Annotated in this window: 23 protein-coding genes and 1 other RNA gene; 14 read left to right on the forward strand and 10 right to left on the reverse strand. The window is 65.5% G+C overall.

Annotated features, from left to right (window positions below):
* Window positions 1–30 precede the first annotated feature (30 nt).
* The 6 genes from GGR62_RS17120 (at window position 31) to GGR62_RS17145 (ending at window position 6,186) form a co-directional block, all read left to right on the forward strand.
* Complete coding sequence (locus GGR62_RS17120) at window positions 31–882, forward strand: Wzz/FepE/Etk N-terminal domain-containing protein (RefSeq protein ID WP_184409049.1); 852 nt, start codon at window positions 31–33, stop codon at window positions 880–882.
* 157 nt (window positions 883–1,039) lie between these two features.
* The gene (locus GGR62_RS17125) at window positions 1,040–1,882 is read left to right on the forward strand and encodes a class I SAM-dependent methyltransferase (protein WP_184409050.1); all 843 of its coding nucleotides are present in this window, start codon (window positions 1,040–1,042) and stop codon (window positions 1,880–1,882) included.
* 12 nt (window positions 1,883–1,894) lie between these two features.
* Window positions 1,895–3,115, forward strand: a complete 1,221-nt coding sequence (locus GGR62_RS17130) for an amidohydrolase family protein (RefSeq protein ID WP_184409051.1) — start codon at window positions 1,895–1,897, stop codon at window positions 3,113–3,115.
* Window positions 3,112–3,810, forward strand: coding sequence for a class I SAM-dependent methyltransferase (locus GGR62_RS17135; RefSeq protein WP_184409052.1), 699 nt, complete (start codon window positions 3,112–3,114; stop codon window positions 3,808–3,810). The genes GGR62_RS17130 and GGR62_RS17135 overlap by 4 nt, the downstream gene beginning before the upstream one ends.
* Window positions 3,811–3,946: 136 nt before the next feature.
* Entirely contained in the window at window positions 3,947–5,077 is a 1,131-nt protein-coding gene (locus GGR62_RS17140) for a glycosyltransferase family 4 protein (protein WP_184409053.1), read from the forward strand.
* A complete protein-coding gene (locus GGR62_RS17145) occupies window positions 5,074–6,186 on the forward strand; it encodes a glycosyltransferase family 4 protein (RefSeq protein ID WP_184409054.1) in 1,113 nt (370 codons plus the stop codon). The genes GGR62_RS17140 and GGR62_RS17145 overlap by 4 nt, the downstream gene beginning before the upstream one ends.
* 151 nt (window positions 6,187–6,337) lie before the next feature.
* Here GGR62_RS17145 and GGR62_RS17150 read toward each other — a convergent pair whose 3' ends face one another.
* Together GGR62_RS17150 and GGR62_RS17155 are read right to left on the reverse strand one after the other, a co-directional pair.
* Entirely contained in the window at window positions 6,338–7,552 is a 1,215-nt protein-coding gene (locus tag GGR62_RS17150) for a nucleotidyltransferase family protein (RefSeq protein WP_184409055.1), read from the reverse strand.
* A 58-nt stretch (window positions 7,553–7,610) separates the two neighbouring features.
* Window positions 7,611–9,164, reverse strand: coding sequence for a radical SAM protein (locus GGR62_RS17155; protein WP_184409056.1), 1,554 nt, complete (start codon window positions 9,162–9,164; stop codon window positions 7,611–7,613).
* Between the two features lie 154 nt (window positions 9,165–9,318).
* Between GGR62_RS17155 and GGR62_RS17160 the strand changes: the two genes are divergently transcribed.
* From GGR62_RS17160 to GGR62_RS17170, 3 genes are all read left to right on the forward strand, one after another.
* Window positions 9,319–10,380, forward strand: a complete 1,062-nt coding sequence (locus GGR62_RS17160; protein WP_184409057.1) for a serine kinase — start codon at window positions 9,319–9,321, stop codon at window positions 10,378–10,380.
* Window positions 10,381–10,469: 89 nt separating this feature from the next.
* Window positions 10,470–10,538, forward strand: a non-coding RNA gene (locus tag GGR62_RS17165) — sX9 sRNA.
* 100 nt (window positions 10,539–10,638) lie between these two features.
* Window positions 10,639–12,342, forward strand: a complete 1,704-nt coding sequence (locus GGR62_RS17170) for an ABC transporter ATP-binding protein (RefSeq protein ID WP_184409079.1) — start codon at window positions 10,639–10,641, stop codon at window positions 12,340–12,342.
* A gap of 32 nt (window positions 12,343–12,374) precedes the next feature.
* Here GGR62_RS17170 and GGR62_RS17175 read toward each other — a convergent pair whose 3' ends face one another.
* Window positions 12,375–13,775 (reverse strand): MFS transporter, encoded by a 1,401-nt coding sequence (locus GGR62_RS17175; protein WP_184409058.1) that lies wholly within the window; start codon window positions 13,773–13,775, stop codon window positions 12,375–12,377.
* A 572-nt stretch (window positions 13,776–14,347) separates the two neighbouring features.
* Here GGR62_RS17175 and GGR62_RS17180 point away from each other — a divergent pair.
* Complete coding sequence (locus tag GGR62_RS17180; protein WP_184409059.1) at window positions 14,348–15,349, forward strand: LLM class flavin-dependent oxidoreductase; 1,002 nt, start codon at window positions 14,348–14,350, stop codon at window positions 15,347–15,349.
* Between the two features lie 60 nt (window positions 15,350–15,409).
* A complete protein-coding gene (locus tag GGR62_RS17185) occupies window positions 15,410–15,910 on the forward strand; it encodes a pyridoxamine 5'-phosphate oxidase family protein (RefSeq protein WP_184409060.1) in 501 nt (166 codons plus the stop codon).
* Between the two features lie 34 nt (window positions 15,911–15,944).
* On the opposite strand, the gene GGR62_RS17190 is transcribed toward GGR62_RS17185, so the two are convergent.
* Together GGR62_RS17190 and GGR62_RS17195 are read right to left on the reverse strand one after the other, a co-directional pair.
* Window positions 15,945–16,616 (reverse strand): exopolysaccharide biosynthesis protein, encoded by a 672-nt coding sequence (locus GGR62_RS17190; protein ID WP_184409061.1) that lies wholly within the window; start codon window positions 16,614–16,616, stop codon window positions 15,945–15,947.
* A complete protein-coding gene (locus tag GGR62_RS17195) occupies window positions 16,600–17,940 on the reverse strand; it encodes a hemolysin family protein (RefSeq protein ID WP_184409062.1) in 1,341 nt (446 codons plus the stop codon). The genes GGR62_RS17190 and GGR62_RS17195 overlap by 17 nt, the downstream gene beginning before the upstream one ends.
* Before the next feature lie 274 nt (window positions 17,941–18,214).
* Here GGR62_RS17195 and GGR62_RS17200 point away from each other — a divergent pair, with 274 nt between their 5' ends.
* From GGR62_RS17200 to GGR62_RS17210, 3 genes are all read left to right on the forward strand, one after another.
* Window positions 18,215–18,841 (forward strand): DUF47 family protein, encoded by a 627-nt coding sequence (locus tag GGR62_RS17200; RefSeq protein WP_184409063.1) that lies wholly within the window; start codon window positions 18,215–18,217, stop codon window positions 18,839–18,841.
* A gap of 9 nt (window positions 18,842–18,850) precedes the next feature.
* On the forward strand, window positions 18,851–19,978 hold the full coding sequence (locus GGR62_RS17205; RefSeq protein WP_184409064.1) for an inorganic phosphate transporter: 1,128 nt from the start codon (window positions 18,851–18,853) through the stop codon (window positions 19,976–19,978).
* 110 nt (window positions 19,979–20,088) lie between these two features.
* The gene (locus GGR62_RS17210) at window positions 20,089–20,850 is read left to right on the forward strand and encodes a YdcF family protein (protein ID WP_184409065.1); all 762 of its coding nucleotides are present in this window, start codon (window positions 20,089–20,091) and stop codon (window positions 20,848–20,850) included.
* 183 nt (window positions 20,851–21,033) lie between these two features.
* Here the strand turns inward: GGR62_RS17210 and GGR62_RS17215 are convergent, their stop codons facing one another.
* The 5 genes from GGR62_RS17215 to GGR62_RS17235 form a co-directional block, all read right to left on the reverse strand.
* Window positions 21,034–22,539, reverse strand: coding sequence for a S10 family peptidase (locus tag GGR62_RS17215; RefSeq protein ID WP_184409066.1), 1,506 nt, complete (start codon window positions 22,537–22,539; stop codon window positions 21,034–21,036).
* Window positions 22,540–22,895: 356 nt separating this feature from the next.
* Window positions 22,896–23,774: a 2-dehydro-3-deoxygalactonokinase gene (locus GGR62_RS17220; RefSeq protein ID WP_184409067.1), complete on the reverse strand. Its 879-nt coding sequence runs from the start codon at window positions 23,772–23,774 to the stop codon at window positions 22,896–22,898.
* Entirely contained in the window at window positions 23,771–24,682 is a 912-nt protein-coding gene (locus GGR62_RS17225; protein ID WP_184409068.1) for an SMP-30/gluconolactonase/LRE family protein, read from the reverse strand. The genes GGR62_RS17220 and GGR62_RS17225 overlap by 4 nt, the downstream gene beginning before the upstream one ends.
* Window positions 24,676–25,824 (reverse strand): galactonate dehydratase, encoded by a 1,149-nt coding sequence (dgoD, locus tag GGR62_RS17230; RefSeq protein ID WP_024939784.1) that lies wholly within the window; start codon window positions 25,822–25,824, stop codon window positions 24,676–24,678. Before dgoD ends, GGR62_RS17225 begins: the two co-directional genes overlap by 7 nt.
* Window positions 25,821–26,453, reverse strand: coding sequence for a 2-dehydro-3-deoxy-6-phosphogalactonate aldolase (locus GGR62_RS17235; RefSeq protein ID WP_184409069.1), 633 nt, complete (start codon window positions 26,451–26,453; stop codon window positions 25,821–25,823). The genes dgoD and GGR62_RS17235 overlap by 4 nt, the downstream gene beginning before the upstream one ends.
* Between the last annotated feature and the right edge of the window lie 382 nt (window positions 26,454–26,835).

The following is a 26,835-nucleotide window of genomic DNA, read 5'->3' on the forward strand; positions in this document are numbered from 1 at the left end:
ATTTTCAACACGTTCCAGAGCCGGTGCACCATGAATCAACACGACGACATCTATCTGATCGACCTCTGGCGCATCCTGCGGCGCGAATGGCGCTGGGCGCTGGCCGCGCTGGTGATCGTGTTAGGCCTGACGTTCGCCTTCACCCGGCTGGCCAAGCCGCAGTGGGAGGGCACCGCGTGGATCCAGGTCGGCGAAATCGGTCCAACGCCGGCCGGACGCGATCCCAAGGTGGAACCGTTCCAACGCGTGATCGATCGCATGAAGACACGGCTGTTTCAGGATGCAGTGTTGCGTCAGGCCGGTGTACCGCTCAACAGCCGCGCTGCGCAGCTGTATCGCGGCAGCCTTAAACCGGATCCTGACCCATACGCGAATCTGATTGGCGTGACCATTCGCGCCGAGTCGCCCGGGCAGGCGCGCAAGCTGGCGATGGCCACCGTGACCGCACTGCAGATGCTGCACGGCGACACCAATGCGGTTGCATTGGAACTCGCACGCACGCGCTTGCGAGGCTTGAATGAAGACCTGCGTGCGGCACTCAGTACCCAGGCGCAACTTCAGCGGCAATTGCAGGCCGGGCAGGGTGCCACTGCGGCGACGCCTGCCCAGGTATTGGCGGGTGTGTTGCTGACCGACAGCAACACCACCATCCGCGCGTTGAAAGCCGAGCGTGACGATCTCAACGCGCGCCTCACCACGCGCTACACCTATCAAACCTCGTTGGCGTGGCCGCTGTATGTGCCCGATCGCCAGGCCTTTCCGAATGCGATCACCGCCTGGGCTGTCGGCTTGCTCGCTGGTGCCGGATTGGGCGTGCTGGCGGCGGTGTTGCGCAACGCATGGCGACGTCGCACGGTTGCGGTCACGGTCGCTGCCGCCTGAACGCGGCGGCAGCTGCTTTCAGGTTGCAGATCGCGCACCACGCTGCAACCAAAGCCGCTGCGCGTGGCACTCACCAGACAATCAAGCGATGCCGCGTTGGCGGTGTTGCGTCTGGAGAGTGTCGTGAGAATAGCTGCACTGGTGGGGGAGGCTGCGCATGTCGATGGTCAATGAGCATGCGGCGCGTGGCGGCACGGTCGCCCCGGAGCGGTTGCTGGAAACACAACGTGCCTTCGATAGCGTCGCCCCCGACTACGACGGCCCGCGCGGCAACAACGCGCTGATCCAGCGCATGCGCACCACGCTGTGGGACACGGTTGCGGCCGAGCTGCCGGCCGGCTCGCGATTGGTGGATCTGGGGTGCGGCACCGGTCTGGATGCCGGCGAATTCGCGCGCCGCGGCTACAGCGTGCTGGCCACCGACTGGTCGCCTGCCATGGTCGAACGCACCCGCCATCGCGCGGCCACGCAAGGTCTGGAAGCACGCCTGACAGCCGCGCACGTGGGCATCCAGCAGCTCGACCAGCTGGAGGGCACCTTCGACGGCATGTACTCCAACTTCGGTCCGCTCAATTGCGCGCCGGATCTGCCGGCAGTGGCTGCGGAGTGCGCGCGTCTGCTGCGCGCCGATGGCTGCCTGGTATTTTCGGTGATCGGTCGCATCTGCCCGTGGGAAATCGGCCATTACACATTGCGCGGTCGCTTCAAGCGCGCAGCGGTGCGTGCCGCGCGCGGAGTCACCGCAGTGGGCATGAATGGCCATACCATCTGGACCTGGTACCACCTGCCGCGCGAGTTCTATCGCGCCTTCAACAAGCACTTCGTGCTGGACAGCTACCGCGCCTTGAGCCTGTTCCTGCCGCCGCCTTATCTGGTCGAGTTCTGCGAGCGCTATCCGCGTCTGTCGGCAAAGTTGGGCTGGTGCGACGACCGTCTGGGCGGGCTGCCACTGCTGCGCGACATGGGCGACCACTTCCTGATCGTGATGCGCAAGCGCTGAGTGGAGACGCCGATGTCAATGGCCGATATCTGTTTGCAGGGCGCCCGCGCAATCACCCTCGCAGGCCCCTCGCGCGCCGCAGTGACAATACGCGCAGGCCGTTTCGGCGGCACGCTCGGCACCGGTAGCCTGCGGCTGGATTTGCAGGGCCACGTGTTGGCGCCCGGGCTGATCAACGCGCATGACCATCTGCAGGTCAATTGCGTGCCGCCACTGCCGCAAGGCGCACCGTTCGCCAACAGCTACGAATGGATCGAGGCGTTTCAGGCGCATTTTCAGCATCCCGAGGTGGCGGCCGCATTGCGCGTGCCCAAGGCGGTGCGCTTGCGTCACGGCGGGTTGAAGAATCTGCTGGCCGGCGTCACCTGCGTGGCGCAGCACGATCCTTGGCACGCGACCCTGGACGCGGCGAATTTTCCGGTCGGCTTGCTGCGTGAGTTCGGCTGGAGCTACGCGCTGGGCTGGACCGGTTACGGCCCACCGGTGCAGGGCAGCTTTGCCGCGACCGCGCCCGAACACCCCTGGATGATCCATCTGGCCGAAGGCACCGATGCGGTGGCAGGGGCCGAACTGGACGAGCTGGATCGGCTCGGTTGCCTGGCGTCCAACAGTGTGCTGATCCATGGCGTGGGCATGGGCGAGCGCGATATCGAACGGGTGATCGCGCGCGGCGCGGCGGTGGTCTGGTGTCCTTCGAGCAATCTGGCGCTGCTGGGCCGCACGCTGGATCCGTGGCGGTTGTGCATGGCCGGGCGCCTGGCATTGGGAAACGATTCGCGCATCAGCGGCGCACGCGACCTGCTGGAAGAACTGCGCATTGCCGCCGACAGCGGGCTCGCACCGGATCTGCTGCTGGGCATGGTCACGCAGCAATCCGCGCGCATCCTGCGCATGCAAGCGCGCGGATGCATCGCCCCAGGCGCTGCCGCGGACCTGGTGATCGTGCGCGATCGCGGTGGCGACCCTGCCGCCAACGTTGTCGGTTGCCAACGGAGTGCGCTGCGCGCAGTGATCCGCGATGGCGCCCCGCGCATCGCTGACCCGGATTTTGCCGAATGGTTCGACGCCGCAGGTATCCAGACCGTGCCAGTGCTGCTGGACGGCCGCCCCAAACTGCTCGACGCCAGCTTGGCCGATCCTGCGGTGCTGGCACTGGAACCGGGCCTGCAGTGCGTGTCGCAGGCAACGCAAGCGCCATCCATCACGATGGCCGCCAATGGTGCGGTGTCGTGAACGCGGTACCGACACTCGAGCCGGCAGCAGCGTATGCGTTATGGGCACAGGCGTATCCGCCGCATGCGCATAACCCGGTGATGCTGGCCGAAGAACGCGCCATGCTCGCGCTGATGCCCGGCACCTTGCAGGGCCAACATGTGCTGGATGCCGGCTGCGGCAGTGGTCGCTACATGCTGCATGCGTTGCGGCGTGGCGCGTTGCATGTCACCGGTGTGGATCTGTCGCCGCAGATGCTGCAACGCGCCGGCGCCGAACTCATGCACGATTGGCCAGCGGTACGCGTGAGTCTGCAACAAGGCAGTCTCGATCAATTGCCGCTGCCTGATGCACTCGCCGATCTCAGCGTCTGCGCTTTGGTGGTTGGGCATCTGCAACAGCTCTGGCCGGCGCTGGAAGAACTGCATCGGGTTACCCGCGTGGGCGGTCTCGTACTGTGCAGCGATGTGCACCCGATCGGCCATGCACTGGGCTGGCGGCGTGATTTCAAGGCCGACGGCCAGCATTACGCAGTGCGGCATACCCAGCATCTCTACAGTGACTGGCATGCCGCCTGCGCGTCGCTGGGCCTGGTGATCGAGGCGGTCGCCGAACCGATGCTGGACCCGGCCGATATTCCCCCCGGCGCTCGCTTCGATCAGGCTGCGTTGCAGGTACCGGTCGCCTTGGTGCTGCGGCTGCGGCGCATCGCGTGAGTGACGTGGTTTTCATGGCGATGCCGGAGTACAGCGGGTCTGCGGCCTGCAGGCGCTGCGCTCGGGGTGGCGTGCGCTGCTCGAAAGGCTGCGCCACCGGCATTGCAGAGCGTGCATGCCAGCGGCTGTCTGCGCCATGAGCCTGCATGTGGCGCAGCTCAATCTGGTGCCAACGCCCGATGGTTGGAGCGTGGAACAGGTCTTCGCACAGTGGCCATCGCTGGCCGATATCGCCGAGGCGGTGACCAGCGCAGGGGTACGGGTGACGGTGATCCAGTCCTGCGCACTGAACACTCGACTCACACGCCAGGGTGTGGACTACCGCTTCGTCGCATTGGGCGAACGTGGTAGCACCCTGCGTGCACGCCGTCTTGCGGCCATGCTGCGCGAGATCGACGCCGACGTGATCCATGTGCACGGCCTGGAATTTGCCGGTGATGCACGCCGGCTTGCGCGCCTGTTGCCGCAGATTCCCATCCTGTTGCAGGACCATGCCAATCGCCCGCCACGCTGGTGGCGCCGGATCGTCTGGCGTGCGCGCTACGCGGCGGCTGCCGGCATCGCGTTCACGTCGCTGGAACTGGCCGAGCCATTTCGACGCGCGCGGCTGTTTCGATCCAGCACGCAGCTGTTTGCGATTCCCGAATCGAGCAGCCGCTTCTGCACCGGCGATCGCCTGCAGGCACGCGAGCAGACACGTCTGTCTGGCGACCCCTGTGTGTTGTGGGTCGGCCATCTGAGCGCAGCCAAGGATCCGCTGTGCGTGCTCGATGCCATCGCCATGGCGGCGCCCCTGTTACCCGGGCTGCGGCTATGGTGCGTGTTCGACCAGGCACCGTTGATGGAGCAGGTACAACAGCGCCTGCGCGAAGATGCGCATCTGGCGGACCGTGTCCAGCTGCTGGGCAAGTTTGCGCATGCGCGTGTGGAAACCTTGCTGCGCGCCGCAGACCTGTTCGTCTCTGCCAGCCATGCGGAAAGTTGTGGTTATGCCGCACTGGAGGCCTACGCCTGCGGCACCTTGCCGCTGTTGACCGATATTCCGGCTTTCCGTGCGCTCAGCGATGCCGGTGCGGTCGGCGAGTTGTGGCCGGTGGGCGATGCCTCGGCCCTGGCGGAAGTACTGCTGCGTGTCTCGCGCCAGCACCCCAATCGCGCGCAGGTGCGCGCGCATTTCGATGCGCGGCTGTCCTTTGCCGCAGTGGGGCAACGCTGGGCGAGCGCTTACACCCAATTGCTGGCCGCCGTGCCTGGACGAACCGCATGAAACTGGCCTTGGTGGTACCGGGTGGCGTGGACCGCAGCGGCGAAGTCCGTGTGATCCCGGTGTTCCTGACCCTGATCGAATGGCTGGCGCGCAGTCACCAGGTGCATGTCTTTGTGCTGCATCAGGAGCCGATGCCCGGCACCTGGACATTGCGCGGCGCCACCATCCATAACATCGGCGCGCAACGCACTAGGTTGCGTGCAATCAATGCCATTCGTCAGGAGCATCGGCGCGCACCGTTCGACCTCATCCAGGCGATCTTTTCCGGCCACTGCAGCTTGATCGCGGTGGTCGCTGCCAAGCTTTTACGACGCCCAAGCGTGGTGCATATCGCCGGTGGCGAGCTGGTCGCATTGCATGCCATCGGCTACGGTGGCCGGCGCCGTTTGCGTGGCCGTCTGCGCGAAGCGGTGATCCTGCGCCTGGCCGATTGCGTCACGGCCGCCAGTGCGCCGATCGTCGATTCGCTAACAGCACTCGGCATCCGTGCGCAGCGGGTGCCCCTGGGGGTGGATCTGCGGGCCTGGCCTGCGGCCGCGCCGCGCGCGCGCACCGGCGAGGTCGCACGGTTGCTGCACGTGGCCAGTCTCAATCCGGTCAAGGACCAGACCACCTTGCTGCAGGCCATGGCGGCGCTCAAACGCGCCGATGTTGCCTTTAGCCTGGACGTGGTCGGCGTCGATACCCTGGATGGCGCCATGCAGCGCCTGGTGCAACAGCTTGGGCTGAGCGAGCAGGTGCGCTTTCTCGGGTTCAAGACCCAGCGTGAGTTGCGCCCGATCATGCAATCGGCCGATCTGCTGGTGCTTTCCTCTCTGCACGAAGCCGGGCCGCTGGTGCTGCTGGAAGCAGCGGTCACGGGTGTTCCGACCGTGGGCACTGCCGTGGGGCATCTGGTCGAGTGGGCGCCGATCTGTGCACTGGCGGTGCCGCCTGGCGACTGGGCCGGATTGGCCGAAGCCGTCCGTCAGGTGGTGGCCGACGACGAACTGCGCTTGCGCCTGGCCTGGGCCGCGCAGTGCCGTGCGGTACGTGAGGACGCGGCGTTGACCACGCGTCTGTTCGAGAAGCTCTATCGCCAACTATGCGAGCAGCGTCCGCTGCACTGAGTGCGCAGCCCGGAGCAAGACAGCGATTACGCGCCTCGACAGCGCGCAAGCACGCCTTGCATCAACCGACAGCGCTCAGCAAAAATCGTGCGATGCAGATCGCAACGTCACCGCAAACCCACCCAGGACGTGGTGCAAGCCATCTGCTGTCTCACACCGGCTGCAGATATCCATCCAGCGCCGCACGCACCACATACAACATGTCGGTGCGCGGCACCGGCCGGGTCAGGCGCGTCATCAGTCGGCGTGCCTGGGTCTGCCGCACCCACGGTTGCCCTTGAAGCCACAGTTGTGTTTGCAGCATGTCCGCACGTTCCTTGCGGCTCTCCGCCGATGGCGCAACGCGATTGTGCAGATACTGCCGCGCCTCGCTCAGCGACCGCGACCATTCGATGCCGGGCAGTGCCGGCAACCACAGGTTGGAGCATGAGGCCGTGGTCAAGGTCTGGCGGGCCGCACGCATGCGCAGCAAGCGCGGGCAATCGGCGTGCAGGCGCGCCATCACCGCCGCCGGCACCACGCTGCGGTAGTAGCGTTGCAGCAGCAGCAGCGGCGGCAATGCCCACCACGGCGACACGCGCGAGTCTTCCCACAAGTGGTCCCAGTCGCGCTGCCCCATGCGTGTGGCAAGCAACGCGAGATCGTGCAGATGCATCAGCCGGATGCTGCGATGGCAAATGCCACCGGCGGCGTGCAGCAGCAGATGCAACATCAACGCACCGATGGACGGGTAGGAGTTCAAGCCGGGCTGCGGGCGCTCGGGCAGGATATGTGATGTGATGTCCACGCTGTGGACCGGCAGGCGTTCCTGGATCCGCGTATGCAGCTCGATATTGATCGGCGCATCACGGTGCTCGCCCAGCCCCACAGCTGCTTCGCCGTGTATCGGCTTGAAGACCTGGTGCTTCCATTGTTCGAACGAGGCCACATAGCCGAGGTCGCACAGCAGTGCAGCAGCGGCGGGCGCATCCTCCGGCGTCACCAGCAGATCGATATCGGCCATCGGGCGGTCGCCCGGGAGATAGACGCCAAGCCGATGCAGCGCGGTGCCTTTGAGCCCGACCAAGGCGATCCCAGCCGCACGCGCTGCGGTATCGATGCGCGTGAGCAGGATGGCGATACGCCGATGGCGGTCTTCGACATGGCGGCGTTGCTCGCTCAGAAACCTGGTCCAATCCGGGTTCTGCCACAGCGAGCGACGCTGCAGCAGCGGCGACACGCCATGCGCCGCGGCCGCGGCGGCCGCCAGCTGCCATTGCAGCCGATCCCACTGCGGCACCGCTTGGCCCGGCTGCGCCAAGTCCTGGGCCAGCCGTTCGGTGGCCGTGCGCAGGCCGTGCTTGATGGTGCGAAGGGAGTGCTGCATGCGGGCGTGATCCGAAAAGACGAGGTGGGGTTTCGACGGCAAGGCGAAGCGTTGCAGTTCAGCCGACCAGCACGGTGGCCAGCTGCAGCGGTTGACGTGCAGCAACGCTGGCCAGCGGTGCGTTGCGATGCTGTTGTTCCGATGCGATCAGTGCGGACCAGCGTGCTTCCAGGCGATCCGATGCCTGCGCAAACGCATCGGCCGTCATCGTTGCGCGGGCCTGTTGCAGATCCACTTGCGTGTGAAAAAGATCGCGCACGCTGCGATAGAACTCCGAGTCGTAGGCGCCATGGAACATCATCGCCAGGTCATCGCTGTCCTGCCAATGCGTCTTGCCGCCCAACTGGTTCTTCACTTCTTCGTAAAATTTGGTGCCGGGCAGGGGATAGGACACGCTGACGCCGATGATGTCCGGGTTGGCTTGCGTCACCAGGGCGCGCGTGGCCAGGATATCGTCGAGTTCTTCGCCCAGATAACCGAGTTGAATGAAGAAGCCGACGCGAATGCCGCGCGCACCCAGGCGTTCGCGTGCGGCGATCACTTCGCCAACCGTGGTTCCCTTGGTCATCTTGTCCAGGATGCGCTGGCTGCCGCTTTCTGCACCCAGCCAGGCCTCTGCGCAGCCGGCGCGCGCCAGAGCCGCCACCATGCGCTCGCTGGCCAGATCGGCGCGGGTCTGGATGGTGAAGGGAATCGCGCCATCGGAATCGGTCAGACGTTGTGCGAAGGTTTCCACCCAGTCGATGTGGAAGCCGAAGATATCGTCGGCCATCCAGATGTGATCGGGCTGGAAGCTGCGCTTGAGATGGATCATCTCGGCGGCCACGTCTTCGGCGCCGCGGCGCTTGTAGTGGTTGCCCCAGATGGGTTTGGCGCACCAGTTGCAGCGAAACGGGCAACCGCGCGAGGCCGCCATGTTCAGGCTGAAATGGCCGTGCCGTTGCTGCCAGAAGCGTTGATAGCGAGGCATGTCGACCAAGTCCCACGCAGGCAGGCCGCTCAGGCGTGCATCCGGCGGTTGTGCGCCACGATGCGGGCGTGCCTCGGCAGGTTGGTCGGTGGCGATGCGCGCCACTCCCGCCAGCCAGGCCTGCGTGTCGATGGTGGGATCGGCTTCGACGCGCGTCACCAGTTCAAGTAGCGGTGCGATGCCTTCGCCAATCAACACCGCGTGCGCGCCAGCGGCCAGAAACACCTCCGGGTTGTCGGAGGCATCCGATCCTGCCACCAGTACGCGGCAACCAGCCTCGCGCGCCTGGCCAATCATCCGGCAGGCGGCCTCGCGCATCCGGTTCAGGCACATCTTGGTGAGAAAGTTGAAGTTGTCCTCGTAGAACACCACCAGGTCCGGCTGCGCAGCATGCAAGGCACCGGCGTAGTCCTGCACATCGTCGGCAAGCATCGCGTCGAACAGGCTCAAGGTGTGGCCACATTCACGCAGCAACGCCGCGACCTGCAACGTTGCCAGCGGTGGATATGGTTTGCCGCGCTCCCACTGCTTCGGGTCGTAACGCAGAAAATACGAATGACTGACCTGGATCTTTAGCATCTGCACAAGGCTCTCGTTCTGTCGCCAGGTGCGCGCAGCAATGGCGTGCGCAGTCACCGGCAATCGGCTTGGCAGTAGGTGCGCAGGCAGATGCGTTTGGTTGCGCCCAGACGACGTGCGCTGTGCCAAGCGTTGTGCAGGTGCGCCGATGGCCGCAGTGCAACCTTTCGCTCGCTGGCTGGCACACACTGGCTGATCGATGCAATGGATGAAGGGCATGCAGCACTCGGCCGCGTTGGCGGAACTATTGCCAGTAAGCGGGACCGCACGTTTGGCGGCGCACAGCGATGCGGTATCGGCCGCAGATCCGTTCGGCGAGCGACGTATGCGCCGTTTCGTTGTGCGCCGGCAGATTCTCGGCGCGCTGTTCCATTTTGAAAGCGATAGCGAAGCGTTGCTGACGTTGGTGGATGCCGCTTTTGCAAGCCTGCCTGCGCATTGTTTACCTGCTGCGCCGGAGTTCCACATCACGCTGGATCTGGTGTCGCGCGGCCAGGCGCCATCGAGCGCAGAACCGCCACCAGTGCGCACGCATGCAAGCGGTGGTTTGCTGTGCGGTGTCATGGATGCCTGCAATTACCTGATGCTGTCGGTGCCCGAGCGGCGCGCCATGCTGGTGGTGTCCGAGGACATGCTCGCCCACGCCTATCACGTGCGCTATGAGCTGATCGAATTTGCAGTGTTTCTACTGGCTGCGCGCGGAATGGGATTGGTGCCCTTGCACGGCGCCTGCGTCGGCCGGAATGGACGCAGCGTGCTGTTGCTCGGCGCCAGCGGTGCGGGCAAGTCGACGCTGGCGCTGCACAGCCTGCTGCATGGCCTGGACTTCATCGCCGAAGACGGCGTGTTCCTAGCGCCGGAAAGCCTGCTGACCACCGGCGTTGCCAACTTTCTGCATCTGCGTACCGACGCGCTTGGCCTGCTCGATGTGGATACCCGCGCGTGGATCAGCGCATCGCCCACCATTCGCCGCCGTAGTGGCGTGGAAAAGTTCGAGATCGACATCCGCCATGGCCGTGCACATCTGGCGCGCACGCCCTTGCAACTGTGCGCTGTGGTGATGCTGCGCGGCACGCCTGCCAGCACGTCGGCGCAATGCCTGCTGCCAACGCCGGTCGAACACATTGCCGACGCTCTGGCGGACGACCAACCGTATGCCGCCGGCCAGCCAGGGTGGCAGCGCTTTGTCGAGCAGGTGCGGCGCGTCGGCATGTTCACGCTGTGGCGCGGCGCGCATCCGCAGGCATCGGTGGATGCACTGCTGCAGCTGTTGCGATGAGAGCGCGCATGGCGCCAAGAGTAGCTAGCACCGCCACTGCGCCGCCAGTGCGAGGCGCGCACGGCCGATGCCGGAAGTCGGCATACAGCATGTGGACAGCCGGGTTCCTTCGCCCCGTGCACACGGACCTGACAACCGCTCGCTACGTCGTGTCAGCCGTTCTACGGCGTTGTGCGATCCACACGCCTGCCAGCGTATCGATGCGCCCCTTGCACGACATGCATCACTGAGATGCAGACCTCCATTCCTCGCGACCACATGCGTGCCAGCGTGCGCAATTTTGTCGGCACGCTGGTGCCTGCGGACATGCCAACCATCGCGCTCTATGTCGCGTTGTCATTGGCGGCTGCCTTGGCGGGCAGCATCGTGGCGGTCTGCCTGGTGCCCTTGGTGCAACCCGGCCACAGTGTGCAGCTGGCTGGTTATCGGCTGACCTTGCCCGAGGGTCTGCCGATACAAGTAGCGTTGTTTGTGGGTATCAGCATGGTGTTTGCGGCACTGCGTTGGCACAGCGCACGGCTGGCCGCGCGGCTGACCAGCCGCTACGCGATCGGACTGCGCCGCCGCGTGCATGCCGCATTGATCGATGCACCGCTGCCAGCCTTGTCCGGCGCCAGCTCGGCAGAGATCGCCAACGTGCTCACCTACAACATCGAAATCGCCACCCAAGGTTTCAGCGCGGTGCTGCAGCTGCTGGTGGCCGGCATCACTGCGCTGGTGAGCCTCAGCATTGCGATGCTGATCGCTCCCGCGCTCCTGATCGCCATGCCATCGCTGGTGGTGTTGGCCTGGTTGGGCGTGCGTATCTCCAGCAGCGATGCGCAGGCGCGCATCAGCCGCGACTACGTGGCCGACATGACCCGGCTGTTCTGGTTGAGCGAAGACTTCCCGCGGCGCCTGCGGCATGTGCGCTCGTTCCAGCGCGAAGATGTCGAAACCAGCCATTACGAGCGCATTTCCATGCGGCTGGGGCAGGGCTACGCACAGCAGCAGGAACTGGTGGCAGGCAGCCGGCTGGTGCTCGAACTCACTGCCGTGGCCGCGATCGCCGGCATTCTGGTGCTGGCCAATCTCTGGCAGGGCGCCGACCGCGCCGCGTTGATCACCGTCAGCCTGCTGCTTGGGCGGCTGCTGCCATATCTGGTCACCACGCGACAAAGCGTGCAGCAACTGCGCTCGGCGTGGCCGGCGTTGCAGTTATGGCAGCGCTATCTGGACCTGGGGAGCACGCGGACGCAGGCCACTGCCGAAACCGCAACGCCGTTGCCCGCCACGCTGCATCTGGAATATATCGGCCTGGCGCCGCCGCTACCCAGGCTGGACCTCAAGCCGATGATGCTGGTGCCGGGCGAAATGCTGCTGGTGGTCGGGCCATCCGGCATCGGCAAAAGCAGTCTGATGGATGTGCTCTCCGGGCAGACGCCGCCGTCGCAGTTCACCGCGCATATGTCCGGGCGCCGGCTGGATTTTGCCGCGTATCGTAACTGGGTGCGGCATAGCGCGTACATCGGCCAGGGCGTGCGGCCGTGGCAGCGCAGCGTGCGCGATTGTCTGGACTGGGCGCTGCCCTGCACCCCGGATGCACGCATGTGGGAAGTGTTGGCCGATGTCGGTCTGAGCGCGCGTCTGCAGCGCGAAGGGCAAGGTCTGGACACGCCGATCAACGGTCCGGATGGGCGCCTGTCCGGTGGCGAATCGCAGCGTCTGCTGTTGGCGCAAGTGTTGTTGCGCAAACCGACCTTGGCGGTGCTGGACGAAGCCACCAGTGCGCTGGACGCGGATGCCGAACGTCAGGTGTTATGCATGCTGCGGCAGCGACTGCCGCAGACCGTGCTGGTGGTGGTGTCGCATCGCACCAGCCTGGCCGCGGTGGCGGACCGCACGGTTGCGCTTGCAGCGGGCGTGACGTTAGCCGCGCAGGCAGCCGTCCAACCCCCTCCAGTCACACACGCTGGCGCGTAAAGCCACAAGGTTCACGCGCGGGTGCACCACGATTAGCCGGCAATCTCCTCCAGCGCACGATTGCGTGTACGCGGCCCGAACATTGCAATCACGCTCGCCACGATCGACATGCTGATCGCGATAAATGCCAGCACGCCATGGCTGCCGACCTGGACGAGCAACCACCCGATCAACACGCTGCTCACCGCCGTGGACAGGCGGCTGAAGGAATAGCAAAAGCCCACTGCACGCGCGCGCAGTCCGGTCGGGAACAGCTCGGCCTGATAACCGTGATAGGCAAAGCTCATCCAGGCATTGCAGAAGGCGATCATCGCCCCGCACAGCACCATGCCGATCGCCTGATGCTGCTGCGAAAACAGCACGCCAAACAGCACCGCGCCCACGGCCGACGCAGTGATCTGCCATTTGTTTTCCCAGCGCTGCGCAAAGCGCAGCAACAGCAGCGGCGCCAGCGGGTAGGCCAGCGAAATCGCGAACGAATACCCCAGGCTCTTGTTCACGCCGGTGCCTTGCGCGGAGATCAATGCCGGCAGCCAATTGCCGAAGCCAAAAAAACCGATCGCCTGAAAGATATGGAAGACCACCAGCATGCCGATGCGTCCGCGATACGGCGCGCGCCACAATACCGAGGCCTGCGTCTGCTGCTGCAGTTGGGCGGTTGCTTGCGGCGTGGGCAACGGCGCACCCAGATCGCGTTCGCACTGCGTTTCCAGCTGGCTCACCACCGCATCCGCTTCGGCATGACGTCCCTGCGCAGCAAGCCAACGGGCCGATTCCGGCAAACGGTTGCGCAACCACCAGATCGCCAGCGCGAACACGCCACTCAGCAATACCACCCAGCGCCATCCGCTCACGCCCAGCGGCGCATGCGGCACCAGCAGCCACGCGGTCAACGCCACCGTAGGCACCGCCAAAAACTGCACGAAGAAGGCGAACGCGAACGCGGCGCTGCGCATATGCCGTGGCACCAGTTCGGACAGATAGGTGTCGATGGTCACCAGCTCGATGCCCAAGCCGATTCCGACCACAAAGCGCATCACGATGACGCCGGTTGCAGTGCTTTGCAGGCCCATTGCAACAGTCGCGGCGGTGTACCAGATCAAGGCGAAGGTAAACACCAGCCGGCGCCCAAAGCGGTCTGCGAACGGGCTCAACAGCGCGGCGCCGACAAACAGGCCCAGAAACGTCGCCGCCGCAAATGCGGCCTGGTCGGGCATGCCGAACGCGCCATCGGCGCCGCTGGCAAAGATGCCGTCGCGGATCAGGCCCGGACTGATGTAAGCGGTCTGGAACAAGTCGTACAACTCGAAGAATCCGCCCAACGCGAGCAGGCCGACCAACCGCCACAACGTCGCGGTGGCCGGCAGGCGATCGATGCGTGCCGCGATGTCTGCGACGCCGGAAGCAGGGTCAAGCGGAGTGGTGGAAGCCATTGTCGTGTGGGCGCAGTCAGGGCGGCGACCATCATAGCCAGCGGTCCGAGCGATCGGCGCTTGCGCTTCGCTCGCCGCCGTACATGCGCGCATGCACTTCGCGCTGGGCTCAGCATGTTCGCGTATGCCATGGCTGCGCGCAGCGGACACCAGATCCGGGCTTCGGCCACGCCTCGGGTTTCCGCCCCTGCGGCCAACCGGCGCAGCCCAAGAAGCGCGCTTCCCGCTGGCGATTGCGCGCGCAGCACGGTCGAGGATGTCTGGCGCGCCAGTACCGCAAGCATCGGCGGTGCTGCGGGGCGGGGGATGGGGAGGTGGTCGGTGCCGATTGCGTAGCGTCGTTCGCTTCCGATCCACAGACGCCTCACCCCGGCCCGTAGATCGCAGCCCGATGCGGATCGCAGGCGACCCAGCCAGACCCCGACCTGCACCTGTCATTGCAGAGTCCACTGGGCCGGGCGCGGTGTTCGATTGCTGGAATGCTGTAATCCCCTGAGCACCGTCCAGGTGGGTGGCAATGCCATCCGGTCAGCCCCATGTCTTGCACATCACTCATTTCCCGGAGTCATCCGATGACGCCTATTTCCGTGCTCGACCTGGCGCCGGTCTGCGAAGGCAGCGACACCACCCACGCCTTCGCCAACATGCTCGATCTGGCGCAGCACGCCGAACGCTGGGGCTACCGGCGCTACTGGCTGGCCGAGCACCACAACATGCCGGGGATCGCCAGCGCCGCCACCGCCGTGCTGATCGGCCATGTGGCCGGCGGCACCAAGACCATCCGCGTCGGGTCCGGCGGCATCATGCTGCCCAACCACGCGCCGCTGCAGGTGGCCGAACAGTTCGGCACGCTGGCGTCGCTGTATCCGCAACGCATCGACCTGGGCCTGGGCCGCGCGCCCGGTACCGATCAGCCCACCGCGCGCGCCTTGCGTCGCTATTTCGACAGCGCCGACCACTTCCCGCAGGACGTGGCCGAGTTGCTGCGTTACTTCGCGCCGGCCGTGCCGGGACAGTTGGTGCAGGCGGTGCCTGGCGCCGGGCTGGATGTGCCGATGTGGTTGCTGGGATCCAGCCTGTTCAGTGCGCGCCTGGCGGCGGCGATGGGTTTGTCGTTCGCGTTCGCCTCGCACTTTGCGCCCGATGCGATGGACGAAGCGGTGGCGATCTACCGGCGCGAATTCCGCCCATCGGCGCAGTTGGCCAAGCCGTACGTGATGCTGGCCTTGAACGTGGTGGCAGCCGACACGCACGCGCAGGCGCGCCGCCTGTTCACTACCCAGCAGCAGAGCTTCGTCAACCTGCGTCGCGGCAAGCCAGGCAAGATTCCCGTGCCAATCGACGATATCGATACATTCTGGCAACCGCACGAACGTGCCGGCGTGGAGCGTGCGTTGGCGTGCACGGTGCTGGGCGATGCCGATCAGATCGCGCAGGGCGTGGCCGAGTTCATCGACCGTCATACGCCGGACGAGTTGTTGTTCACCGCCAACATCTACGACCATGCCGCGCGTTTGCGCTCGTTCGAAATCGCCGCCATCGCTTGCCGCGAGTTGGACGTGACTACTGCGTGATTCACGTCGCTTTGCGTTGCAATCCGCTCAGATGGGCGCATCTCCATCGGGAACACACACATGCACCCTGAGCAACGCAACGAGAGCATCAAGCAGTTGGCGGAATTGATCCGCGGCGTGGACATCGCAATGTTCACGACCGTCTCTGCCGACGGCAAGTTGGTGAGCCGCCCGTTGGGCACACAGCAAGTCGAGTTCGACGGCGACCTGTGGTTCGCCACGGCCGCCGATAGTCCGAAGGTGGCGGAAATCGGTGCCGATCCGCGGGTCAACGTGGCCTATGCCTCCGCCTCCAAGAACAGCTATGTCTCGGTGGCCGGCACCGCCAGCGTGGTCAACGACCGCGCCAAGATCGAGCAGCTCTGGTCGCCGGCGATGAAGGTGTTTTTCCCGGGCGGCAAGGACGATCCGAACCTGCGTCTGATCCACGTGCGCGCCGAATCGGCCGAGTATTGGGATGGTCCGAGCGGGCTGCTCGGCAAGGCGCTGTATTTCGTGATGACCGCAGTGACCGACGATACCGGCAGCCTGTCGGACAACCGCGTGGTCGATCTCAAGTAACAACATCAAAACAGCGGCGCCGGTCGTCGTGCGCTCAGCGCCAGGCGGCCGGCCACCAGCCGCCGATCAGGTCCACCAGCTGGTCGGAGGTGACACCAAACACGGCCACCGACACCAGCGCGGCCGCCCAGCCAGCCAGCATCAACGCGCCGTCGCGCTCGAGCAGGGCCAGCGCGAACAGCAGCAGGATCAGGCCGAAGAGGTAGTTGGTGAACGGGATCGGCAACGTCAGCAAGAAGCCGACCAGCACCAGCAGCAGGCCGGTGAATATCTGTGCCGGTATCCTGTCCAGCATGCCGTGCAGACGCGGCTTGAGCAGTCGATCCAGGCGTTGCAGGGTGGGCGCCAACCTCGCGACAAACCGCTGGCTGGTGCTGCGACGCGGCCCACGTTCGCCGATGAAGCGCGGCACCCAGGGCTTGCGCAGGCAGCACATCATCTGGACGCCGATCAGCATCGTGAGCGGGCCGCTGATGCCGCCGGCCACGCCGGGAATGGGAATGAACGACGGCAGGATCGCCAGAAACAGGAACACGCCGAACGCGCTCTGCTGCAGATCGGTGAGGATCTCGCGCACACGCAGCACGTGGTTGGGATCCCCTTCGCTGAAGGCCGCCAGCAGGCTGCGGATGCCTTCGTTGCGATAGCGCATCTGCGCGTCGCCCGCATCGCCCGACGGCGGTGCGCCGTTATCCGACGATGTCATCGCTGCCCTCGTCGCCAACGCGGCTCAGCAGCAACTTGTCCACGCGCGCGCCATCCAGATCGACGATCTCGATGCGCCAACCAGCCCAGTCGAAGAATTCGCCTGCCTGCGGAATGCGCCCGAAGTAGTAGATGCACAGGCCGGCCAGGGTGTGGTAATCGCCTTCGTCGGCTTCCGGCAGTTCGGCGCCTAGTACCTCGCGCAGTTCTTCCACCGGCAGCGAGCCGTCGATCAGCAGCGAGCCGTCGGCGCGCGTAATCACCAGCGCGTCTTCATCGGTGTTTTCCACCGCCTGCAGACGGCCGACCACCGCGCCCATCAGGTCGCTGATGGTCACCAGCCCGCGGATTTCGCCGTATTCGTCGACCACCAGGGCCACCGACTGCTGCTCTTCGCGGAAGATCTCCAGCAGCTTCATCGCATGCGTGGATTCGGACACGAACAAGGTGTCGCGCAGCGCCTGGAACATATTTGCGCCGTGACCGTCCATGCGCGTCACCAGCGATTTGACCTCCAGCACGCCGGCGATGTCCTGGTCGCTGCCGCGATACACCGGGTAGCGCGAGAACTCGTGCTCGCGCATCACCTGCAGATTGCGTTCCGGCTCGGCGTTGGCATCCAGCCAGGCGATGCGGTTGCGTGGGGTCATCAAGCTGTCGGCGGTGCGATCGCCCAGCCGCATCACGCGGTTCATCATGTCGCGCTCGTGCGAATCGATCACCCCGGCCTCGTGGCTTTCGGCCACCAGCATGCGGATCTCTTCTTCGGTCACCGACGCCGACTCGTCCTTGCCCATGCCCAGCATGCGCAGCACCAGCCGGGTCGAGCGCGCCAGCACCCATACGCCGGGCGCGGCGATCCTGGCCAGCCAGGCCATCGGCACCGCGACCACGCCGGCGATGTTCTCGGAGTTGCGCAGCGCCAGCCGCTTGGGCACCAGCTCGCCGAAGATCAACGTCAGGAAGGTGATCAAGGCCACCGCCAGCGTGCTGCCGATCACCACCGAATACGGACGCGGCTTGCCGACCAGCTCGAACGAGGCCGACAGCGCCGGGAACAGCTCCTGCAGCCATGCGCTGATGGCCTCGCCGATCGCCTCGCCGCCGAACACGCCGGTCAGGATGCCGATCAGGGTGATGCCGATCTGTACGGTGGACAGGAAGTTTTCCGGGCTTTCGGCCAGCGCCAGCGCACGCGCGGCACGCTTGCTGGAGCCGGCCATCTGCTTCAGGCGGCTCTTGCGCGAGGTCATCAACGACATTTCCGACATCGCAAAGAAGCCGTTCAACAGGATCAGCGCGATGACGATCAGAAACTCAACCACGGGCGTCTTCCCCGGTCAGTGAAGGGGAGGGCGGGCGAGCACTGGGTTGGCCGGCGCGCGCGGAGGCGGGGCGGCAACGGGGGAATATAGGGTCGTCTTCCATAGGGTGCGCCCGAAGGCGCGCAGGCATCTTAGCAAAACTGGAGGGTGGTTCGAGCCGGGAAATGCCGATGTGAAGGCGACGACGGGCACCGAGATACCAGACAGGTCACGGAACGGTCATAATTCACGCTTGGCGTCCGTCTCTCCCTCGACGGCAGGAAGTTCTCCCCCCATGTTCTCGTTGCAGACCATCTTCGGTTCCGGCAAGCAGTTCTATGCGCTCCTGAACGAAGCGGCGCAGGCCGCCTACGACAGCACCAAGGCGTTGCACGCCATGATGCGCGAGTCGGACCGCCAGCCCGCGCTGGACGCGTTCAAGCTTGCCCGCCTGCGCGAACGCGCGGCCTCGGACAAGATCGGCCAGGCGCTGGTGGACAGTTTCATGACCCCGATCGAGCGCGAGGACATCGAAGCGCTGGGTTCGGCGCTGTACAAGATTCCCAAGCAGGTCGAGAAGTTCGCCGACCGCTATTCGCTGGCCACCCAGCACCTGGAACATATCGACTTCGCCCCGCGTGCGGCGATGCTGGAACAGGCCGCTGCGGTGGTGGTGGAGATGGTGACCGACCTGCCGCACATGAACATCGATCGCATGACCGCGCTCAACGACAAGCTGCGCATGCTGGAAAACGAAGCCGACCGCTTGATGCTGGAGCTGTACCGCGACATCTATTCCGGCCGTCTGGACACGCTGCAGATGTTCCTGCTCAAGGAGTTCTTCGAGATCCTGGAAAAGGCCATCGACCGTTGCCGCGAGGCAGGGGTGGTGGTGTACCAGATCGTATTGAAGAACAGCTGAGGTCGCCGCGTGCTTACCCTAGTTCTGGTGGTGGTCCTGGCGGCGTTGGTGTTCGAGTTCATCAACGGCTTCCACGACACCGCCAACTCCATCGCCACCGTGGTCGCCACCAAGGTGTTGTCGCCGGGCTGGGCGGTGATGCTGGCGGCCGGCATGAACCTGATCGGCGCGCTCACCGGCACGGCCGTTGCGCTGACGATCGCCTCCGGCCTGCTCAACACCGAGGTGGTCGACGTGACCCCGCAGGTGATCCTGTGCGCGTTGCTGGGCGGCATCATCTGGAACCTGATCACCTGGTGGAAGGGGCTGCCGTCCTCGTCCTCGCACGCCTTGATCGGCGGCCTGTGCGGCGCCGGCCTGGCTGCGGCGCATAACAATTGGGATGCGCTGATCTGGTCGGAAAACATCGGCAACTGGGCCAAGAACAAGGGCCTGTTGTGGAAGGTGTTCGTGCCGATGATCACCTCGCCGATCGCCGGGTTCCTGCTCGGTATCGTGGTGATGGTGCTGCTGTGGGCGATCATCGCCGGCATGGCCAAGCTGGGCGGTCCGATCGGGCGGCTGGCGCGGCCACGCTGGGTCAATGCGTTCTTCGGCAAGGCGCAGATCGCCTCGGCCGCTTACATGGGCTATGCCCATGGCCACAACGACGCGCAGAAGACCATGGGCATCATTGCGATGACCCTGATCGGCGCGCAGTCGACCGGTGCGCTGGACGATCTGCCGGGCTGGTTGTCGTTCCTGCATCCGGGCACCGGGCTGGCCGCAGGCGCCGGCATCCCGATGTGGATCGTGCTGACCTGCGCAGTGGTGATGGCTGCCGGTACCGCCTCGGGCGGCTGGAAGATCATCAAGACGCTCGGCCACAAGATGGTCAAGCTGCATCCCATCCACGGCTTTGCGGCGGAAACCAGTTCGGCCACCGTGCTGACCGTGGCCGCGCATTTCGGTATGCCGGTGTCGACCACGCACAGCATCTCCACCGCCATCATGGGCGTGGGCTTTGCCAAGAATCCGCGCTCGCTGCGGTTGGGCGTGATCGAGCGCATCGTCTGGGCCTGGATCCTGACCATCCCGGCCGCCGGTGGCGTGGCGTATCTGATGCTGCGCTGCTTCGAATGGTTCGGCTGGACCTGAGCCATGTCGCGCCGTGGTCACCTGGGTCGGCGAGGATGCGCCAGGTGATGCGGTGGATCGTTCGATCCACCTCCGGTTTTCCAACGCGTCCTGCCTGAGGAAACGCGCCGATGATGCTTGCGCTGGTGTGCGTGCTGTTCCTACTGTCCTGGCTGATCGGTCGCCGTCGCTGGGAGCGCAGTGCGCGCGTGCTGGCCGCAGCCACGCTGGCGTTGTTGCTGCTGGTCGGCTGCGGGCCATTGGCGAGCTGGATGCTGCACGGGTTGCAGCAGGCCGGGGTCAACGATTTCAACGACTGGCGCGCACGCAACATGATCGTGTTGCTGGGTGCGGGCACGGTGCGCCCCGATGGCCCTGATGCCACCGCCGAGGCCAACATGTTCGCCTACGGCCGCATCGTCGAGTCGGCGCGGTTGTACCGGCAGTGCCGTGCGCATGGCGGCGACTGCAAGATCGAGATCAGTGGCGGCGACGCGCGCGGGCTGGGCCTGTCCGAAGCGGTGGTGTATCGGAAGGTGCTGATCGGGTTGGGCATCGAGCAGGCCGATCTGATCATGGAACCGTCCAGCATGAACACCTGGCAGAACGCGCAATTCAGCCAGCCATTGCTACGCAAGTACCGCCCCGACCGGGTCGTGCTGGTGTCCTCGGCCACGCATCTGCGGCGCGCCGAGTTGTATTTCCGCCATTTCGGTATCGACGCCACGCCGGTGCGCTCGGATTGGTTGACCGCGTCCTGGGCATGGTTGCCGCAGAGCTACAACTTCACCGTGGCCGATGTCGCCTTGCACGAGTACCTGGGCATCGCGCGCTATCGCGTCTACGAGTGGTTGGGCTGGAATGTGAAGGCCACTCAGCCTGGCGCGTTGTGAATCGGGAATCGGGAATGGGGATTCGGGATTCGTAACGATTGATGCGCGGCCGAGGGCTGCGCAGAGGCGCGGCCGGCCGGAAAATAACGGCTCGACACGGTGATCTGCGATTACCTGCGCACGCGCTTGCCGCAGCTGGCGTGATGCATCGCCAGCCGCGTAGGCGGCCGGCGATGGCGGGGCTCAGCGTGTTTCGTACATCGCCTTGACGTCGTTGCGGAAGGCGGCCTGGCTGTCGGCGCGGTTGTAGAACATGTGGCCGCCGGGATATTCGCGCACCTGCACGCGCTTGGGGTCGCTGCCCATTGCCGGCATCTGGTCCACCGTCAGCACCGAGCCCATGAACGGGCAGGAGAGGTCGTTCCAGCCGTGCGCGATCAGGACGCGCAGTTTAGGATCGATCGCTACCGACTGGCGCAGCTGCGTCACCGCACCCTTGCGCAGTTCGTCGTCCCAGTCCCACAGCTTGTTGACGTCGTAATTGAGTGCCTGGTAGCGCGCATCGACCTTCCAGCCGACCACGCGGGTGACAAAGTCCACCATCGCGGTGGTGGTCGGGGCGATGATGCTGTCCAGCAGCGGGTCGTTGGCGCGCTGCTCGGGGTCGTTGGGGAACGGGTCGAATGCGGTCACGTTGGAGTCGTAGCGGCTACCCAGCTCGCCCTTGTCGCGGAACACCTCGCGCAGATAGGCCTGGGTTTCCAGGCGTCCGCCGGAGCGCCGCACATAGGCCGGATCCAGTCCGGTCATGCGGGTGACCTGCTGCAGCATCGTCTCAGTGGCCTGCGCGTCGGTGCGTCCTTTCATCAGCGCCACGGCGTAGTCGCCACGGGTGTAATCGATCACCTGACGCATCGCGCTGTCGCTGAGCTTGCCCTGGCGTTCCAGGTGCGCGGCGGCGATCGAGGGCAGCGTCATCATCCATGCCAGCGGCGACACATCGCTGTTGTCGTCCAGAGTGGGATTGAGATACGGCGACACCAGCACCACGCCGTTCATCGCCACGCCCAGCCGGGTCTGCAGGTACTGGGTGATGCGCGGGCCACGGAAGCCGCCATAGCTTTCGCCGACCAGATATTTGCGTGCCTGCAGGCGGCGGTTCTTGAGCAGCCAGTCGTAGACCACGCGCGAGAGATATTCCACGTCGGCCTGCGGGTTGTAGAACTGCTTTTTGGCCTCGTCGTCGCCGATCAGGCTGCGGCTGAAGCCGGTGCCCACCGGGTCGATGAACACCAGGTCGGTGAAGTCCAGCCAGGTGCCCGGATTGTCGCGCAGTGCGGCCGGTGCCGAGGCGCTGTCGCCTTCGGCGCCGAAGCCCACCACCTTGGGTCCGATCGCGCCCATGTTCAGATACACCGATGACGCGCCGGGCCCGCCGTTCAGTGCGAACGTCACCGGGCGGGCCTTGCCATCGACGGTGTAGGCGGTGAACACCACTTCGCCAATCGTCTTGCCCTGCGCATCGCGCACCGGCAGCGTCCCGACGGTTGCGGTGTAGCTCAGCGTGCGACCAGCCACGCGCGTGCTCTGCCGCACGCTGGCATCGGCCGGCAGCGGGGCGGGTTTGGGAACGGCTGCCGTATCGGCTTTTGAGGCGCTTTTACTGTCGGTGGTATCGGGCGCATCGGCCAGTGCGGTGCCGCTGAGCAGGACACAGGCCAGCAGGCTGGCGCGGAGAAGAGAAGGCATGAGCATCGATGTCAGTGCAGGGAGCGACGATGCTAGGCCGCTGCAGCGATTGATGGATGTGCAGAAAGGCATGTCTGTCGCGCAGACCGATGCACGATGCGCACGGGTGAAGCGGTAGCTGCGGGCGTCGCTGGACCTGACGCGATGAAGGGCGTGCGTTGCCGTGGCATCCGAGGATGGTGCGCAGACGCTGGGCATGGACTGGTTGGCGCGCTTGAACGCCATGCCGGAATAAGCAACGCGCCGCGCGGAGGGCAGGCGCCTCAGTGCACTTTGTCAGTGCACGTTGAAGACGACCATGCCTAACGCGTCGCCGCGCATCTGCACAGGTGCATCCTCGGCACGCACCTGTCCGGTCACGCCACTCCACGGTGCCTGGCCAGGGCGAACAATCCGGCAGCGGCCAGATCCTCCGCGTGCAGCTGCGTCTTTACTCCGGCGTGTTGCAGCGCCAGCGCATACCGCTGCGCCAGCGCCGGACTGCCGACCAGGTGAACGATGGCGTGATTGCCGCGTTGCTCGCGCAGTTCGTGGCCGATCAGCAGCCCCGACAGGTAGGACGGCAATGCGGTTTCGGCCAGGCGGTCGAACAGGCCCAGCGTGCGTGCGCCGAACAGGTGATGGCTGAGACCGCCGGGTTCGGCGCTGCGATCGACACCGTGCAGAAATGCAGCGGTATCGAGCTCGCCACGGTCATCCTGCATCAGTTTGCCAAGGATGCTGTGCTGGCGAAGCACGGCATACAGCTCGCCGGTCATGGCGGTGGCGAAGTCGGTCAGTTGACCATTGGCGATATGCGCCCATTTGCTGTGCGTGCCGGGCAGACAGGCGACGTGCGCGCCGTCGCCGAGCGCGGCGATCAGGCCGACCAGCTGGGTTTCTTCGCCACGCATGACATCGGGCACGCCGTGCTGCGCGCCGGTGCTGAGGCCGGGCACGAACCACAGCGTGCGGTCGGGCAGCAGGTCGTCGTGGCAGCGCATTGCCCGGGCGAGTGCGGCAGGATCGACCGGGCACGGCAGATAGGGCTGTTCGATCCATCCATTGCGGCTGCCGATCATGCCCGACAGCAGCAACGGGCCGTCCCAGCCGTCGATCAGGTTGTGCAGCACCTCGGCAAAGCGGCCCTGGCAGGCCAGGATGCCCTCGCTGCTGCGACGTTGCTCGCGTACGCCGCCGTCCGCATTGAGCAGGTAGCCACGCAGGCTGCTGGTGCCCCAGTCGATGGCGATCACGTGCTGGCCACGCGGCTCTCGGGCAGGCCGTTGATCGGTACATCGCAGGTATACAGGCCGCCGGCTGCGGGGGTGCGCGCCAGCTCTTCGGCGCTGTGGTCCAGGCGCGAGCTGATGATGTGCAGGCGATCCAGCGCGGCGCCGCCGAAGGCACTGCAGGTGGGGTGCTTGACCGGCAATTGCACGATGCGCTCCATGCTGCCATCAGGGCGATAGCGGACCACGCGCCAGGCCCGCCACTGCGCATTCCACAGATGACCGGCGCTGTCGATGATGGAGCCGTCCGGCTCGGCATCGTCACGGTCCAGTGTGGCGAATACGCGCGTGTTGCCGGTCTGCGCGTTGTCGGCGTCGTAGTCGCAGCACAGGATCTGCGGGCGCACCGAATCGCAGTAGTACAGCGTGCGGCCATCGGGGCTGAAGCAGATCGAATTGGGGATCGACACCCCCGGGAGCGGCAGGGCGCGCAGGCCGTGACGCAGCGAGAACTGGTACATCGCCCCGCGCGCGGCCTTGTCGTCGTGCTCGTCCATGGTGCCGAACACGAAGTTGCCGTTGCGATCGGCGCGGCCATCGTTGCTGCGCGTGAGCGGGTTGTCGGCTTCCACATCGGCCAGGTGTTGGAGCGGCAGTGTGTCGTCGTCGGCATTGTCCGGGTCGGCGATGCAGATCGATTTGGCCAGCGCGATCAGCACGCGGCCGTCGTCCAGCAGACCGATGCAGCCGGGGCGATCGGGCAGCGTCCAGTAGTGCGTGTGCGCACTTTGCGGATGATGCCGCCACAGGCGTTTTTCGCTGATGTCGACCCAGTACAGCGCCTGGCGCTGCTCGCACCACAGCACGCCTTCGCCATGCGTGCAGCGGCTGTCGACCGCCAGCACGGCGGTGTGTTCGATCGTGCTCACCATTCGGCGATGCTGCCATCGCTGTGACGCCACACCGGGTTGCGCCAATCGGGCGGATTTTCGTTTGCGCGCTTGAGCATGTCTTCGTCGATCTCCACACCGAGCCCGGGCTTGGGCAGCGCGGCGATACTGCCATCCACACACTGAAAATCGTCTTTATTGATGACGTAATCGAGCAGGTCGGCGCCTTCGTTGTAATGGATGCCGATGCTCTGCTCCTGCAGCACCGCGTTGTGCGAGACGAAGTCCACATGCAGGCAGGCGGCCAGCGCGATCGGGCCGAGCGGGCAGTGCGGGGCGAAGCCGACGTCGTAGGCTTCGGCCATTGCGGCGATCTTGACGCACTCGGTGATGCCGCCTGCATGCGACAGGTCCGGCTGCACCATGCCGATGCCGCCGGCGCACAACACGTTCTTGAACTCGAAGCGCGAGAACATGCGCTCGCCGGCCGCCAGCGGGATCGAGGTGCTGGCGGCCAGGCGCGGGTAGTATTCGGCCTGTTCGGCCAGCACCGGTTCTTCGACGAACAGCGGCTTGAACGGTTCCAGCTCGCGCAGCAACGCCTTGGCCATCGGCGCGCCGACACGGCCGTGGAAGTCGATGCCGAAGTCGATGCTGTTGCCGAAGGCCTCGCGGATCTCGGCGACCTTGACCACCGCCGCATCGACCGCGCGCGCGCTGTCGATCAGTTTCATTTCCTCGGTGCCGTTGAATTTGAAGGTGTCGAAGCCCAATGCACGGTAGTCGGTGATCTGCTGGATGATCGCGCCCGGGCGGTCGCCGCCGACCCAGCGGTAGGTCTTCATGCGATCGCGTACCAGCCCGCCCAGCAGCTCGTACACCGGCACGCCCAGCGCCTTGCCCTTGATGTCCCACAAGGCCTGGTCGATACCGGCGATGGCGCTCATCAGGATGGCGCCGCCGCGATAGAAACCGGCGCGGTACATGGTCTGCCACAGGTCGTTGATGCGCGCCGGATCCTTGCCGACGACGTAGCCGGCCAGTTCGTGCACAGCCGCTTCCACGCTGCGCGCGCGGCCCTCGATGACCGGCTCGCCCCAGCCGGTGATGCCCTCGTCGGTCTCGACCTTGAGGAACAGCCAGCGCGGTGCGGCGTGGTAGGTGGTGAGGCGGGTGATCTTCATCCTTGGCGTTCCTGGTAGGCCTGCACGAAGGCGCGTGCATGCGTCTTGGTCGTGTCGAGCGATTGCGCGGGTTTGTACAACTCACCACCGATACCGGCACCTGCAGCGCCGTGCGCCATGAAGCCAGCCAGCGTCTGCACGCTCACGCCGCCGACCACGTAGACCGGAATGTGCTTGGGCAGCACCGAACGCAGGGCGCGCACATGCGCCGCGCCGTAGGTCGCGGCCGGGAACAGTTTCAGGACGGTGGCGCCGGCATCGATGGCGTCGAACGCTTCGCTGGCGGTGGCGAAGCCGGCCACCACGGTGAGCCCGCGTGCGACCGCATGGCGGATCAGCGACGGGCGCGTATTGGGGGTGACGATGAAGCGCGCGCCGATTTCCGCCAGGGTATCGACGTCTTCGTTGCGCAGCACGGTGCCGGCACCGATCCAGGCGCGTGCGCCGTAGGTCTGCTGGGCCAGGGCAATGCTCTCGACCCAGCGCGGCGAGTTCAGCGGGATCTCGATCGCATCGAAACCGGCATCGACCAGCGCACCGACATGGTCGAGCGTTTCTTCCGGCGTGATGCCACGCAGGATGGCGATCAGCGGCAGGGCGAACGGGCTGGCGGTGGTGTCTGGAGTCATCGTGTTACTCGCGAGAGAGCGAAAGAGCGGCCGTCGGCGACCAGGTGGTCGGCGAGGTCGGGAAACGTGCGCAGCCGGGCGAGGCGACGGCCGGATGCGCGCGGCGCGCGGCACGGCATGCCGAAGGCCTGGCTGCAGCGCCTGGAGATGCAGCCCAACCGGGTGCAGTTGGCAGGCAAGTTGCGGTCATCGTCGTCCACCTTCGCGTGCATGGCGTGCGTGTTGCCACCTTGTGGAAGATGGGGCGTGTCGGGCCTGGCCGCGCTCGGAAGCCGAGGGCGGGTCCTGCGGCGCTCGATAGCCTCGCGCGAGGAGATATGTGCTGCAAATGAAATTTTAGGCATATTCTATTCCTCCTGCGAATACACCTGCGTGGCGATCC

The organism is Xanthomonas sp. 3075, from assembly GCF_014197275.1.
Classification (GTDB): Bacteria; Pseudomonadota; Gammaproteobacteria; order Xanthomonadales; family Xanthomonadaceae; genus Xanthomonas; species Xanthomonas campestris_B.